The organism is Paenibacillus sp. 102, from assembly GCF_039549175.1.
Taxonomy (GTDB): Bacteria; Bacillota; Bacilli; order Bacillales; family Bacillaceae_G; genus Bacillus_A.
The window spans coordinates 313,038-327,216 of sequence record NZ_JBCGHT010000003.1 but is presented as its reverse complement, the minus strand read 5'-3'; the positions used below and the strand labels follow the sequence as shown (position 1 = coordinate 327,216).

16 protein-coding genes are annotated in these 14,179 nt (G+C 33.4%); 7 read left to right on the top strand and 9 right to left on the bottom strand.

Annotated elements, in window-relative coordinates:
• Positions 1-364 precede the first annotated feature (364 nt).
• Together cspD and AAIE21_RS10810 are read left to right on the top strand one after the other, a co-directional pair.
• The gene (gene cspD, locus AAIE21_RS10815) at positions 365-568 is read left to right on the top strand and encodes a cold-shock protein CspD (protein WP_000176367.1); all 204 of its coding nucleotides are present in this window, start codon (positions 365-367) and stop codon (positions 566-568) included.
• Positions 569-657: 89 nt separating this feature from the next.
• Entirely contained in the window at positions 658-843 is a 186-nt protein-coding gene (locus tag AAIE21_RS10810; protein ID WP_000286200.1) for a cold-shock protein, read from the top strand.
• Between the two features lie 82 nt (positions 844-925).
• Here AAIE21_RS10810 and AAIE21_RS10805 read toward each other — a convergent pair whose 3' ends face one another.
• Positions 926-1,480 carry a GNAT family N-acetyltransferase gene (locus AAIE21_RS10805; RefSeq protein WP_343266770.1) on the bottom strand — a complete coding sequence of 185 codons (555 nt, stop codon included), beginning with the start codon at positions 1,478-1,480 and terminating at the stop codon, positions 926-928.
• A 562-nt stretch (positions 1,481-2,042) separates the two neighbouring features.
• Between AAIE21_RS10805 and AAIE21_RS10800 the strand changes: the two genes are divergently transcribed.
• Entirely contained in the window at positions 2,043-2,600 is a 558-nt protein-coding gene (locus AAIE21_RS10800; RefSeq protein ID WP_343266769.1) for a hypothetical protein, read from the top strand.
• 83 nt (positions 2,601-2,683) lie between these two features.
• On the opposite strand, the gene AAIE21_RS10795 is transcribed toward AAIE21_RS10800, so the two are convergent.
• The 4 genes from AAIE21_RS10795 to AAIE21_RS10780 form a co-directional block, all read right to left on the bottom strand.
• Positions 2,684-4,084 carry a protoporphyrinogen oxidase gene (locus tag AAIE21_RS10795; protein ID WP_343266768.1) on the bottom strand — a complete coding sequence of 467 codons (1,401 nt, stop codon included), beginning with the start codon at positions 4,082-4,084 and terminating at the stop codon, positions 2,684-2,686.
• Positions 4,085-4,203: 119 nt separating this feature from the next.
• A complete protein-coding gene (locus AAIE21_RS10790) occupies positions 4,204-4,356 on the bottom strand; it encodes a Spo0E family sporulation regulatory protein-aspartic acid phosphatase (protein WP_343266767.1) in 153 nt (50 codons plus the stop codon).
• Between the two features lie 272 nt (positions 4,357-4,628).
• On the bottom strand, positions 4,629-5,138 hold the full coding sequence (locus AAIE21_RS10785) for a GNAT family N-acetyltransferase (protein WP_343266766.1): 510 nt from the start codon (positions 5,136-5,138) through the stop codon (positions 4,629-4,631).
• Positions 5,139-5,234: 96 nt separating this feature from the next.
• Positions 5,235-5,489, bottom strand: coding sequence for a cold-shock protein (locus tag AAIE21_RS10780; RefSeq protein ID WP_343266765.1), 255 nt, complete (start codon positions 5,487-5,489; stop codon positions 5,235-5,237).
• 272 nt (positions 5,490-5,761) lie between these two features.
• Between AAIE21_RS10780 and AAIE21_RS10775 the strand changes: the two genes are divergently transcribed.
• Positions 5,762-6,337, top strand: a complete 576-nt coding sequence (locus tag AAIE21_RS10775; RefSeq protein ID WP_343266764.1) for a histidine phosphatase family protein — start codon at positions 5,762-5,764, stop codon at positions 6,335-6,337.
• A gap of 230 nt (positions 6,338-6,567) precedes the next feature.
• Here AAIE21_RS10775 and AAIE21_RS10770 read toward each other — a convergent pair whose 3' ends face one another.
• Entirely contained in the window at positions 6,568-7,047 is a 480-nt protein-coding gene (locus AAIE21_RS10770; RefSeq protein ID WP_343266763.1) for a GNAT family N-acetyltransferase, read from the bottom strand.
• A gap of 303 nt (positions 7,048-7,350) precedes the next feature.
• On the bottom strand, positions 7,351-8,226 hold the full coding sequence (locus AAIE21_RS10765; RefSeq protein ID WP_343266762.1) for a DMT family transporter: 876 nt from the start codon (positions 8,224-8,226) through the stop codon (positions 7,351-7,353).
• A 167-nt stretch (positions 8,227-8,393) separates the two neighbouring features.
• Between AAIE21_RS10765 and AAIE21_RS10760 the strand changes: the two genes are divergently transcribed.
• The 3 genes from AAIE21_RS10760 (at position 8,394) to AAIE21_RS10750 (ending at position 12,195) form a co-directional block, all read left to right on the top strand.
• Complete coding sequence (locus tag AAIE21_RS10760) at positions 8,394-8,954, top strand: helix-turn-helix domain-containing protein (RefSeq protein ID WP_000607095.1); 561 nt, start codon at positions 8,394-8,396, stop codon at positions 8,952-8,954.
• Positions 8,955-9,678: 724 nt separating this feature from the next.
• Complete coding sequence (locus AAIE21_RS10755; RefSeq protein WP_343266761.1) at positions 9,679-10,416, top strand: ZIP family metal transporter; 738 nt, start codon at positions 9,679-9,681, stop codon at positions 10,414-10,416.
• Between the two features lie 78 nt (positions 10,417-10,494).
• Entirely contained in the window at positions 10,495-12,195 is a 1,701-nt protein-coding gene (locus tag AAIE21_RS10750) for a pyruvate oxidase (RefSeq protein ID WP_343266760.1), read from the top strand.
• A gap of 46 nt (positions 12,196-12,241) precedes the next feature.
• Here AAIE21_RS10750 and AAIE21_RS10745 read toward each other — a convergent pair whose 3' ends face one another.
• Together AAIE21_RS10745 and AAIE21_RS10740 are read right to left on the bottom strand one after the other, a co-directional pair.
• Positions 12,242-13,243, bottom strand: a complete 1,002-nt coding sequence (locus tag AAIE21_RS10745; protein WP_343266759.1) for an ABC transporter permease subunit — start codon at positions 13,241-13,243, stop codon at positions 12,242-12,244.
• 1 nt (position 13,244) lies between these two features.
• The gene (locus AAIE21_RS10740) at positions 13,245-14,111 is read right to left on the bottom strand and encodes an ABC transporter permease subunit (RefSeq protein ID WP_343266758.1); all 867 of its coding nucleotides are present in this window, start codon (positions 14,109-14,111) and stop codon (positions 13,245-13,247) included.
• Positions 14,112-14,179: the final 68 nt, after the last annotated feature.

Below are 14,179 nucleotides of genomic sequence, written 5' to 3'. Positions count from 1 at the left end.
AGTAATCCTCTGAGATGTTTTTACCTATTTTGAACTATGAATAATACATGCACATAAAAGGAGTATTTTTCCTTATTAATGAATCCATGAAATACAATCAGATCCCTTGTACTAGTAGCGTTATTAAAACACTAACCATCTATTTTTTCCTGTTTTCTTCCAACACTTGCTATTTCTCACCATTTGTTGTAAGATAGGTCTTAAGGTCAAATTTACAAAAGTTTCACTTTACATATTATCAAGCATCTATTAAGGATAATAAGTGCTCCTAATGGATTTTTGATAATATGTGAATTTTTATTTTCGTTGAAATAAGACGGATCATATTGAAATTTATTTTTCTTATTTTTAGGAGGCATTTACCATGACATTAACAGGTAAAGTAAAATGGTTTAACAGCGAAAAAGGTTTCGGTTTCATCGAAGTTGAAGACGGTAACGATGTATTCGTTCACTTCTCTGCTATCACTGGCGACGGTTTCAAATCTCTTGACGAAGGTCAAGAAGTTAGCTTCGAAGTTGAAGACGGCAACCGCGGACCTCAAGCTAAAAACGTTGTAAAGCTATAATTTAAACAATAAAAAGGTTGTTACCATTGCACGGTTAACAGCCTTTTTAATATATAATTAAAAAATTTTTACATAAAAGGAGTGGTCACATGTATCGCAATCGAAAGAACGATGTAGCAGAAGTACCACCGGAACAAACCCCTGTTTGGGAATGTGAATCAGAGGATTGTTTAGGATGGATGAGAAAGAACTTTTCATTTGAAGAAGAGCCAAAATGCCCTTTATGTAAAAGTAACATGAAAAGCGGAGAACGTTTATTACCTAAATTAGGTTAATGGTTTCATTCCCCTCTTATCTTTTGGTAAGAGGGGTTCTTTATGTTTCATTACTGTCTAATTATAAAAAGAACCATACATACTATATCTCATGGTTCTTTTCCAAATCCGTTCGTATTATCGAATAGATACAAGCATCATGTTGTTTTTCACCTTGTTGAATATATCCGCGCAATATTCCTTCTTTCTGAAATCCTATTTTGGATAACATCTTACACGAGGTGACATTTTCAGGGTATGTGATCGCTCCAATTCTAAATAAACCTAACTCCTGAAAACTATAAGTAATGATTTTTCGGGCAGCTTCTGATGCGTAGCCCTTTCCCCAATAGAAAGGATGTAAATCATAACCAATTTCAGAGCGTTTACTCCAAAGTTGTAAATTATTTAATCCAATTGTACCAATTAACGTACCTGTTTCCTTTACTACAATCCCCCACCGAATTGCACGTTTTTCAAAATATTTTTTTGAAAAAGATTCGATCATCCGTGAAGCCTGACCAAATTCTGTAAAAAAATTCATTCCATAATAACGCGTGACTTCTTCGAGCGAAAAGATTTCATATATTTTTTGACAATAAGATTGATCAATTTCAACTAAACGTAACCGCTCTGTTTCTAAAACAGGAAATGCCATGAAACCCCTCCCTTTCTTGCTATTAATTTATTATATCAGAAAAACCATCTCTTATTAGAAGATTTATCATAAATAAAATCCTGTTTTCAAAATCGATGCAACAGGCTTTCCGAGTGTTTTTCTTAATTCATTATGTGTATACAATAATTACTTCATTTTTAAGCTAACAGAAGTAATAGTCTGAATTATTTTTTATTTTATTAAGTAGTTTTATGAATCACATACCATTGAATCAAGTGCTTTTAATACTTACTGGACAAGAAACACAAAACACAAATCTTATGTTTACTGATTTAACCATAACTGCAATCATTATGGTTACAATAATCGAACTCCTGTTAACATTCGGAACATGGAAAATGAACTTAACAAATAAAAATAAGAATTAATGCTTCTTCATTTAAAGGTAGAGGTAACTCCCTCTATCTTAATAAGAATTTGTTTTATGAATGTATTTTTTACATTCATAAAACAAAAAATTGGATATTAATGTTAAAATATTAATGTAAATTGTTATTCAACACGAAGATCAGAGTTATATTAATGGGGGTGATTTAAGAAAATGTACATTTTTATAAGCATTGCTCTCTTGTTCATTTTGCTTGTTTTTTTATTCGCACAGAAATTCACACCCAACTCAGCGATGATGACAAGTTTCAAAGGAAACAGCTTCAAGACATTTATAATTGGACTTGTAATCACCTCAGTATTATCACTTTCTTATGGATTTTATCATGCAACGACTTATCAACCTTCTTTGTTAAACATTGAAATAAACAACACACCATATATCGTTTCAGGTGATATCGGTGAATTCGGCTACTTCTCAGAACAATTAATCAAAAAAGAAAAAGAAGCTGAACTTTATTTTGCTTCTTGGAAAACATTAAATCTAAAAAATCCTCAAATTATAATCAACTACCCTTCTGGTAAAAAAGAAACTTGGAAACCAAATATATCCCTAATAAAAAATACAGCTACAACAGAAATCAAAGAAAAATATAAAATAAAAGAAATTTATCAACTTCCCTCTTATTCATTTAAAGAAACTGGGAACGTCACATTAACAATTTCCGAAAATAAAACTACACTTGCAGAAACTATAATCAAAGTTAAATAGTAAACAATAGGCACTTTAGTAAAATAGACGAACCCCCCTCTCTTATACTAGAGAGGGGGTTCGTCAAAAATATAAAAATTCCTTTATTCAAAATGATTATTCAATACTTTTACAATTTTCTCTGCCGTTTTCTTTCCATTTCCTATACAAGCTCCAATACCCACACCATAATATGATGCCCCAGCTAAATATACATTTGGAAAAATAGCTAATAATTTCTCATTTAAAGATTGAACCGCATGGTTATGTTCCAAATGATAATTTGGCATTAAATCTTTCCAGTCCGTAACTTCAACAACTTGCGGTTCCCCCTGAATCCCAAGACTTTTCTCAATATCAGATAAGGCAACTTGAACTAATTCTTCCTTACTTTTATGTTTCATTTTTTCATAAGCAGGATTTGAACTTTTATAAAACATCCTTACCAATAAATTTTGGTTATCTGATGTGTGCTTCCATTTCCTACTCGTCCACGTACATGCATCGCAAAGTAAATCACTATTTTCTGATACAATGAAACCCGTCCCATCCGCCGGTAGTTGTTCATCAGGTATTTCAAACCCTAAATAAATACTAATTAGGGAAGAATTTTTCAACTTCTTGAAATCATTATCTAATTCATTAGAACTTAATAATGTTTGCGCAACATCATGTGGAGTAGCTAAAACAACGTAATCTGCTTTTATTGTTTCTTGATTTGAAAAAGAAACTTCATATCCATCATCGACTCTACTTATATTCGTCGTTGTTATTCCTTTTCGTATGTCTGTCTCAGTCAATTCCTCTTCTAAACGATTAATAATCGTAGAAAGGCCCTTTTTAAATGATAAAAACTTCTTATTTCCAGCAGCCTGAAATTGTTTTTTATTTACTTCAAAGCCTTTCATAATACTTCCATATGTATTTTTATAATCAAGTAAATAAGGTAGTGTAGACGCCATTGTAAGCTCATTCAATTTACCTGAATACACTCCTGAAAGAACCGGAGAAATTTGTTTCTCTACTAACTCTTTTCCTAAAAAGCTTTCTAAAAATACAGCGAGCGATGTATCTTTCGTAAAATCTTTGTTCTTTGTAATAAAGTCTTTCAACGCAATGATTTTCCCTTTCGTTGAAACTAACGTACTACTAAATAACGACTCTACACTCATCGGTATACCAAATACTGTGTCAGCAGGGATCGGATGTAACGTATCATTTGAATAAATATAAGAAATACCCGTCTCGTTATATACCATTTCATCTTCTAAATTCAATTCTTTTACAAACGGCATAACATTTTCATTTCGAACAACTATTGAATCGGCTCCTGTTTCTATCATAAAATCATTTTCTTTTACACTGTGAATTTTCCCGCCTAAATATTCGTTTTTTTCTATAAGGATTAATTTTAAATCTATATTGTAATCCTTTTTTACTCTTTCTAAGTAATACATCGTAGAAAGGCCTGTAATCCCTCCACCTATGATAACAACTGTTTTCATACTTGCTGCGCTCCTAACCGATACTATAATAAATTCCTTTATTATTATAACCAAAAATTAGCTTTCTCGACTAGCAACTGACAAAGTTCGTAAAATGTACATACTATTTCTACCTATATTTATACTTTCAATAACATTATATAGTTAATTAATTTGTCTAGTTCTTCGCTCACTGTAAGCACCTTTTCATGTTGAAATCCATAGTTAGATACTAGTGTAACTAATTCTTCTTTTTTCACTTCAATGATTTGCTCTAATTTTCTCATCTCCATACCGTATTTAATCGCTCCAATTTAAAATGTATGTACTTTAGTATAAAGTATTTACATAATAAGTAAAAGTACCATTTTCAAGTCAATCTGACACCTTTATTCTTTTTACAATTGTTATTAATCTACATAAACCGTTTTAACTTAACAATCTCACCGCAACAAAAAAAGCATGATAATTTTATATCATACTTTTTGGTTTTTATTATACAACTTCTTTATAGATTCCGTAACTACGCTATAAATTCTGCACCTTTCTTAAAATCATCCAACTTTTAATTATGTACAATTAAACCATTAGGCCGAAAGCGACTCATCATAATTTCATCAATAAACTTACCATGAGCTTTTAAACTTCCCTTTTTTATACCTTCTTCTCTAAATCCTACTTTTTCATATAATGCTTTTGCCCCAGGATTTATTTCCAAAACACCAAGTTCTATTCTCTCTAGCATTAACCAATTGTCTGCAAGATCTAGCATTTTCGTCAGCAAAGCTTTTCCAATACCCTTATTATGACATTCACTATCTACACCAATGAATAAATCTCCCGAATGTGATCTTCGTCCTTGTCCTTGCGTTAAACCAACAAACCCAACAACTTTCCCATCATACTCCGCCACAAATTCAAACTGATTAGGCGCTAAGTTTCGAATTCTATTTTCCATTGCATCGACTCGCATACTGGGCAAAAACACCATATAAGGTAAAACATCATTTTGTATGCATATACGATGAATTGCTCTAGCATCTTGTATTTCTACTGCTCGAATTGTAACTTCCATCATAATCCCCCATTTCCCAACTCATACACCTTAAAGTTTCCTTACTATGGCACAAAATTCCTACTTGAAGTTGTTTTTTATTTCATTTTCACATAATTAATTTGATAGAATGACAACATTTCTAGCAGTTTTTGCTTGTCCATCACTTAATTCAGGTGTTTCAATTAAATCAAATGAGACTCTTTGCCCTTTTGACAGATATCTAAAACCATCTGGAAACCTATTCGAATCAGGTACGATTGAGCTAAAGTGAACAAAAACGTGGCTATCATCTATTCCACTTAATAAAATACTCCCATATCCTTCTTCTTGTTTAAACCATTCCACAATACCTTCGCATTTTTCTTTCATCTGTAACTCCCTTCATTTTCTAAAGTCCAAGCTAAAAAACACGTCTTCTTTAAGGTATTGACCTTGTGATTAATTCTATAATAAACATAAGCAAAAAATCCTAATAGTATAACTAATTAACCCTACTTGTGTAACTAATCCCCCCTATGAAACACCCAGTAAAAAAAGAAAATACCACTCCTTCCTATTAACTTTTCAATTTGTTATTTTTTCCTGAATTGTTATATAATTGTTGAGATAAATCTATTATTTGTTTATTAGGGGGATACAAAATGACAACACTAGGAATCATTCGCCATGGGAGCACACATTGGAATAAAGAAGGTAGAGCGCAAGGGAATTCAAATATCCCACTTGATCAGGACGGATTCTCTGATGCTCGTAAACTAGCAGAACGTTTAGCCACAGAAAATTGGGATTTAATTTATTCTAGTGATTTACTAAGGGCAAAGCAAACTGCTGAAGCAATAGGAAAAAGCATTGAAAATATAGAAATTCATTTAGACCCTAGACTTCGTGAAGTGAGCGGCGGCCAAATTGAAGGAACAACTGAAGAAGAACGACTTTCAAAGTGGGGAAATGACTGGAGAGAGCTCGATCTTGGAATCGAAAGTGCTGAAAGTGTTAAAGCAAGAGCATTACCGTTTATTGAAGAAATTACATATAAACATCCTAACAAAAACATCTTAATCGTTAGTCATGGAGCATTCATTAAGCACACGCTTAAAGAACTAGTACCTCATTTAAATATGATCGAATCTCTTAAAAATACATCAATAACTAAAATTATAAAACTAGAGAATGGATGGGATTCTGAGTTATATAATTGTACCGTGCATTTAGATTAACTGTTTACAATTCCAACCCAAAATAAGACCTATTACCAAGGTCTTATTTTGGGTTTTTTAGTTACTTACAAGTATAAAATACCAACTATTATATAGTGCTTAAATTTCTCCACATTATCACATAGGAAACACCATCTTTACTTGACTAAAATGGCTCAAGTATATCAATCCAATTTCGTTTTTTATATAGAGATCGAACTGTCTGATTACTTGCTTGTTTCGTTAAAACACTAGTTTTGGTCTACTACTTTTCTCATATGATAATTAGTTAGGGTAACACCTTTACGCTCTACATCTTGTACACAAACTACATTGTAACCACGTCGCTGGAAAAAAGATTTAGCAGTAATACTTGCATCAGTATTGATTTCTCGTAACTCTAACTTTCTAGCTTCAGCTTCAATTCTATCAATTAAAGCCGAAGCTATTCCTTTTCCTTGATAATTTTTATGAACATAAAGTCGATCAAGATAGCCTTTATGTGTCATATCACTAAAGCCTACAATCGTATCATTTATTTTGGCCACATACGTGATATTTTGAATGAAAGACTCTCTCCAAATTTCAATCTTATTGCATTTCTCTTCTTTAGGCGCCCACACATCTAATTGGATTTTCGAATAATCTTTTGCATTCACTGAATGAACTGTCTCATAGAACAAATTAATAACTTCTTCAGTATCTTGCCTATTGAATTTTATAATTTCCACACATACTAGCTCCTCTTACAAATTAACTTTTCTGTAAACACTCTCATTCATAAAGCCACTCATGACAATTATTAACTAATTCTTGCAGTCTTCCTTCTTTGTTCAAGTCTGTTTGGCCGTGTCTAATCATATCCCTGCCCTGTTATTTTTATCCCCCTTAATTCATAAATTACTTTTGATTACTGTTTTGAATTTCTATAATACAGAATCAAATATATCTACTATTTATTGATTTCCTATTTATAATTTTAATATTATTATGCAATTAGTAATGACCACACTCAATCAAAATCCTATAATTCGTTATTTTTTTGGTTGTAGCAGAAATAAAGCTAAACCAATTAAGATGAGTACAATACCTATACCTTGTTGTAAAGAAATGACTTCATCCAAAATGTAATATGCTAGGATACACGTTCCGATTGTCTCTCCTAATATACTCATTGAAATCACTGAAGTACTTAACCATTTCAACAACCAATTGAAAATGGTTTGCCCTAAAATCGTTGCAATAAATGCTAATCCAATAAAAGACCACCATGTTTGTCCGGAATAATTGAAGAAGGATATTTTTTGACTAAAGGCAAACATTCCTAAAAATAATGCACTGCTTCCATAACTAATAACTGAATATGGAACAAGGGATAGCTTTTTACGAACATGCTGGCCTACGAAGAAATAAGCAGTTATGATGCCAGCAGCAATAAAAGCTAATATGTCGCCAAATAAAGCCTGACCACTAATTTGAAAATCTTGCCACCCAATAACAATACTTCCAACAATCGCTATAAGACAACCTACAACAGCACCTTTACCGAATCTCTCTTTAAATAGAAAGTAGCCTCCCACCATTGAAAAAAGTGGCTGTAATGTAACGATAACCGTTGAACTTGCTACAGAAGTGTAATGTAATGATTCAAACCACAAAACATAATGTGCTGCTAAAAATAATCCTGATAATAGACCAAGTCCCCACTGCTTTTTTGACAATGAACATAATTCATTTCGATTTTTTTTACTGATTAATAAAAATGGAACAAGCATGATTGTTGCAAAAAATAGTCGATAAAATGCTGTGATTGCTGCTGGTGCATCTGCTAGCTTTACAAAGATTGCTGAAGTTGACAAAGCAAATACACCAAAAAATAAAATTGCATAAGAAAGAATTGGTGATTTCAATTTTATATCCTCCGATGCTTCGTTTATAATAATAAAATGTATACATTATAATGCACAAAAATAAGTATAAAACGATTATGTAACGAAAGAAAGGGCAAATTGTCTATGTTCAGTATGTCAGCACAAAAGGATTAAAACATACATTATGATGGAAAGGAGTTTTTACTATGATCAATCATCGTCTTGGTCAAACCGTATTAAGTTATCGCAAGAAAAACGATATGACAATTCGTGAATTTGCCGATTATGCAGGAATCAGCACTTCTCTCATTAGCCAAATTGAAAGAGGACAAGCAAATCCCTCGTTAAGTGTACTAGAATTAATTGCTAAAGCATTAAATGTACCACTGTTTACACTTTTTATTAACGATATTGATACAGATTCACTCATTTCGAGAAAAAAAGATCGTAAGAAGGTATATCGTGAAAATAACGATCATATTGTCTATGATGTGTTAACACCCGATTTCATGAAAGCACGTATTGAACTCTTAATGATGGACTTAAATGCACACGCAATCACTACGGAAAGCCATTATTCACACGAAGAAAAAGAAGAAATCGCTGTTGTCATGAAGGGACAAGCGTACGTAGAACTAGAAGGAACTGAATATTTTTTAGACGAAGGTGATGTAGTGCGTATTCCACCGAATGTGAAACACCGATTTTTGAATAAAAGTGATGAAGCAAATCATATTTTATTTGTATTAACGCCATCTTTAGCTTAAACAACTAAAGAGTTCTATTCTCATTTTCAATATATAAAAAGGGTATAACAAGTAATAATACCCTTTTTATACAAACACATACTTTTCATTACAAAAACAAAAAAAGATTCCTTGAGTTTAAAAGGAATCCTTTTTTGTAACATGACAATAGTAGTTACATTCAACTCAAACATCTATTTTTTAATAAGAATGAGGCCAATTCTTCCTTATTCTATAATATGTATATCTGTTTTCTCATTGTTGATAAAATAGCGTTTCAAGATATATCTCCCCAATATTACTGCTACTAATTTTTATTACATTTTTCATTTATTCATTTTATGTAGCTAGAATTTAAAGCCGTGAGTATCATACACTTTTATAGTAACGAATTATTATTTTATAGGAGTGATCCCCATGAAATACTTCATAGTAATTTTCAGTTCTATTTTGATAGCAAGTATGATTTCCGACCTAATATATTTCCTGATCAATCCTAATTATAATTTGTTTATTGATAAATTTGATTTCTTATTGTTCATATTGAATTTTGGAATTTATTTAAGCGTCTTTTTACCGATATACTTTCTTTTACGTAAACTTCTATTAAAAGAATAGGACTTTAATAATAATTTTCTCAAGTTATTTACTAGCAGTGTTTTCTCCTCCTGCTAGTAATTTGGACTAATCTCTCCTTTCACACAGTAAGCTGAAAATGAAGGCCATAAAAATGGAGTGTGATTCTATGGAACGGTTATGGATCCCGATGATCGTTACGTTTTTTTCATTTGGTGGGTTACTATTAGGCGGCGCTGTCGGACTCGCCACGCGTCAACTTATTGAAGAAAAAATGCACCGTTTATACGCGCTATGTGGTGGTATTTTATTTGGATTATTATCACTTGAAATCATTCCAGAAACTTTTTCAAACTATGAAGTCATTGGTCCTATGCTCGGAATTACCCTTGGTATATTCATTATGAGTTTACTAGATAATTATTGCCATCACCCAATCATACATAAAAAAGACAAGCGAGCATGGCAAACATTTTTATTTCTCTCCTTCGCTATTTTTATTCACAATATGCCGAGCGGATTTGCATTAGGAGCTGCCTTTACAAGTCATAACGAAACTGCCATTCCGTTCTTATTTGCGATTGTTATACACCATATTCCAGAAGGGTTGGCCTTAATCATTCCTTTTCTCTTTACACAGCATAAATATATTTCATTTCTATTAACAATTTTGCTATTATCAATTATCCTCGGCACTGGCACACTCTTTGGGATTATGATGAACGGGAAAGCAATTCACTTGCAAGGGCTCATAATGGGGAGTGCAATCGGTTCTTTAGGATATGTGACAATACATGAAATGTTATGGAAAGCGAAAAAACACCTTTCTCCTTTCCCCTTCCTTTCTTGGTCTATTAGTGGGTTTTTACTCATAACCGTTTTTACTCTTTTCGCTGACCATCATTAAAATAGGAACTCATTTTTTGTATATTTTACCTATTTCTCCAAAACATAATAGTATCTCAATTCACAAGGAGGATCTATTATGTTTCGTAAAACAGCAGGTGAAGCGCTTGTTGATTTGCTTATCGAATGGGGCGTTGATCATATTTATGGCATGCCTGGGGATTCAATCAATTCTATTATTGAACCGCTTCGAAAAAAACAAGACAAAATTAAATTCATTCAAGTTCGTCATGAAGAAGCTGGTGCTTTAGCTGCCGCTTCCTATGCAAAATTAACAGGTAAACTTGGCGTTTGTATGGCGATTGCTGGGCCTGGAGCGATTCATTTATTAAATGGATTATATGACGCGAAACTAGATCAAGCGCCCGTTCTCGCAATTACAGGGCAAGTGGAATCAGATTTACTAGGAACAGGTTTTTTCCAAGAGGTAAACTTAGAAAGAATGTTTGATGATGTGGCTGTTTATAATCAACGAATTATGTCTGCTGAACAACTCCCTGCGGTTGTAAATCAAGCGATTCGTATGGCCTATACAAAAAAAGGGGTATCTGTCCTTACCATACCAGATGATATTCCGAAGTTTGAAGTGGAGGCTGGTGCACGCATAACAAATTCTTCTTTTACATTGCCTGAGCTTTTCCCGCAAGAAGAGAATCTAAAATTGGCAAAACTAGCATTAAATGAAGCGAAAAAGCCCGTTATTTTAGCTGGAAAAGGAGCAAAACATGCAAGAGACTCTTTACTTGCATTCGCAGAACACATTGGTGCTCCAATCGTTTTAACACTTCCAGCAAAAGGGATTATTCCTGATGAACATCCTCTTTGTATAGGTGGATTAGGGTTAATTGGGACAAAACCGTCTTACGAAGCAATGAAGAATGCAGATACATTAATCATGGTTGGTACTTCTTATCCTTTCACTGGCTTTTTACCTGAAAAAGCAAAAACGCTTCACATTGATACGGATCCTGCTCAAATTGGGAAACGTTATGCGACAGATATCGGATTAGCTGGTGACGCAGATAAAACATTGAAATGGTTTTTAGCAAATGTAGAAAAACATGAGGATCATTCATTCCTAGAACATCATCAAGAACTGATGAAAAAATGGGAAGAAAAATTGCATAATCAAGAAGAGGACTCTTCTACACCAATTAAACCACAAAGAGTGATGCATGCCCTGCAACATGTTGCTCATGATGATGCCATTTTATCAGTAGATGTTGGAAATGTAACAGTATGGGCTGCCCGTCATTTTCGGATGACGAACCAACAATTCATCATCTCCAGTTGGCTCGCAACACTTGGATGCGGCCTTCCTGGAGCAATTGCTGGGCAACTTGCTTATCCAAATAAACAAGTCTTTGCAATTTGTGGTGATGGTGGATTTGGGATGACGATGAATGATTTTGTTACTGCCGTTAAATATAAATTACCAATTATCGTTGTTGTATTAAATAACCATAAAATCGCCATGATTAAGTTTGAGCAAGAAGTAATGGGCAATGTTGAGTTTGGTACAGACTTAACAAACCCTAATTTTGCAAAATATGCAGAAATATGCGGCGGAGTGGGTTACCGTGTTGAACATATCGATGAATTACTTCCTGCTTTTGAAAATGCAGTTAAGCAAGATAAACCTTGCATTATTGATGTAGTAGTAGATGTAAATGAAGCACCCATGCCTGCCAAAATTACATTTGGGCAAGCAGCAGGTTATACGAAGCATATGTTAAAAGAGTTATTTGAAGAAGGAAAACTCGATTTACCACCTTTGTAAAATCAAAAAAAGATAGATGAAAACAGATTGTTCTCATCTATCTTTTTTATTTAGATACTTCTTGATAGAAGGAAAAATCTTCTCTTTCACTTTTCATCTGCTTTTCAACTTTTTCTTCTTTCTTTTCTACTTTCTTTCTTCTCAGATTTCCTATTCCAATCGATCCTTGCAGACTATTACTAATAAGATTTCCTGCCAAAATCGTCAGGCTATAGAAAAACATCGGTATAAGAACGATCCAAGTATGCGTGGTCAAATGACGAAAATTTTGTCCCATTAACCCTGTCCACTCCTTCGTTACACTATCTACATCTCCGCTATATGATATTGTTCCTCCAAAGAACAATTGAAGTAAACCAAGGTGCATAAGAAGCAGCAACATACTAACAAATTGCTGGGCAACAAGTAAGAAAAAAGATGGTACAAGGTGAGGCCAAACATGGCGACGTAATTGATGCCATTTACTCCCCCCAAGAACAGTTGCTGCCACCATAAACTCTTCTCGTTTTACACGCTGTACCTCTTGCCCTGTATACAGCATAACAGTCGGCACAGCCAAACATGTGAGAATACTAATTTGAAACAGAACTCGCATTGTGAAAGGTGCTGGAATAGTACCACTTTCAAAGAATAAAACTTCTCTTAACATAAAATACGAAATCATAATCATAGGAACAATACTAAATGGATCAAAAAATGCAGAAATAGCTGAAAAAGAACGTTTACTATACATACCAAGAAGTAATCCTAGCCCTCCTCCAATGATTACTCGCAAAATCGCAACAAGTAAACTTGCACCAATTGTCCATTTTGCCCCTTCTATTATTAATTGAAATAAATCTCTTCCTTTACTGTCACTTCCAAACCAAAACTGAGATGATGGAGGAAAAGGTGCTGCTTCTACTTGTCCTTTTTCGTTATACAACATCGTTACTTCCCGAATTTCCCCATCAAAAAATAGAGTATTTCCGATACTGACAAGCATAAGTCCGCTTAAAAAAATCAAGCCAATCCAAAATCGCATGTCATGTTTTAACGTTTGCCACATATTACACACGCTCCTTTATCACATTTTGCATGAGCGTATGCAATAAGCGAAATAAGAAAAAAATCGGAACATATAATAGAACTAAGCACACAGTAAACACTTCTATTTTCGAATTTTCTTTTACGAATACAAACATGCCATATGTATTAAAGAGCCATTCAATGATATAAAGATTGGATAACATGAATAAAATATTCGTTTTCGCATAGTAAACCGTAGTAAGTAACACGTTTCTTGAAATATGATGCGTTAATATATGTCGTAAACTTAACCCTTTACTTTTTGCAAATATACTATAATCTTTGTCTAACTCTTCTCTAAAACGGAGTAATAATAGTTTAATAAATAACAACGTTGTCGGTAATGTGAGGCATAAAATCGGTAAAAGGCGAACCCTTTCTCCCGCAAACCCTGCAAACTTCACTGGCATCCATCCTGTTTTTTGAAACATAATCACTACCAAAAGTTGTGATAATAAAATAAGTAGAATATCCGGAATACTTTCAAGTGTAAGAAAAACCCCATTCCATACGCGTTGCCTAACATGAGAACGTTGCAGTACCCATACAACAAGCACGTACGCTATGAATAACGATAGTAGAAAAGACGAAACAAATACTAGCATCGTCTCCATATAATGTATCCAAATTTGCGGAAATAGAGTTCGAGAGTCCCGAAATCCATACATAATTTCCCCTGGATGAAGTAATCTCTCACCAAGATACACAATTGCTTTTCCATATCCAACAAAGTCTATTTCCAATCCTTTAAATAAGCGCGGGAGTGCCCCTAAACAAAGAATACATCCCAATGCAGCAAATAATTGCAAAAATGTAATCCCCCACCACTTCCCAACTCGAAACAACATAACATTTCTCCTCCCTTAATCATTAGTTTTATTTTACAAAATATCAAAAAAATGTAAAATACATTTTG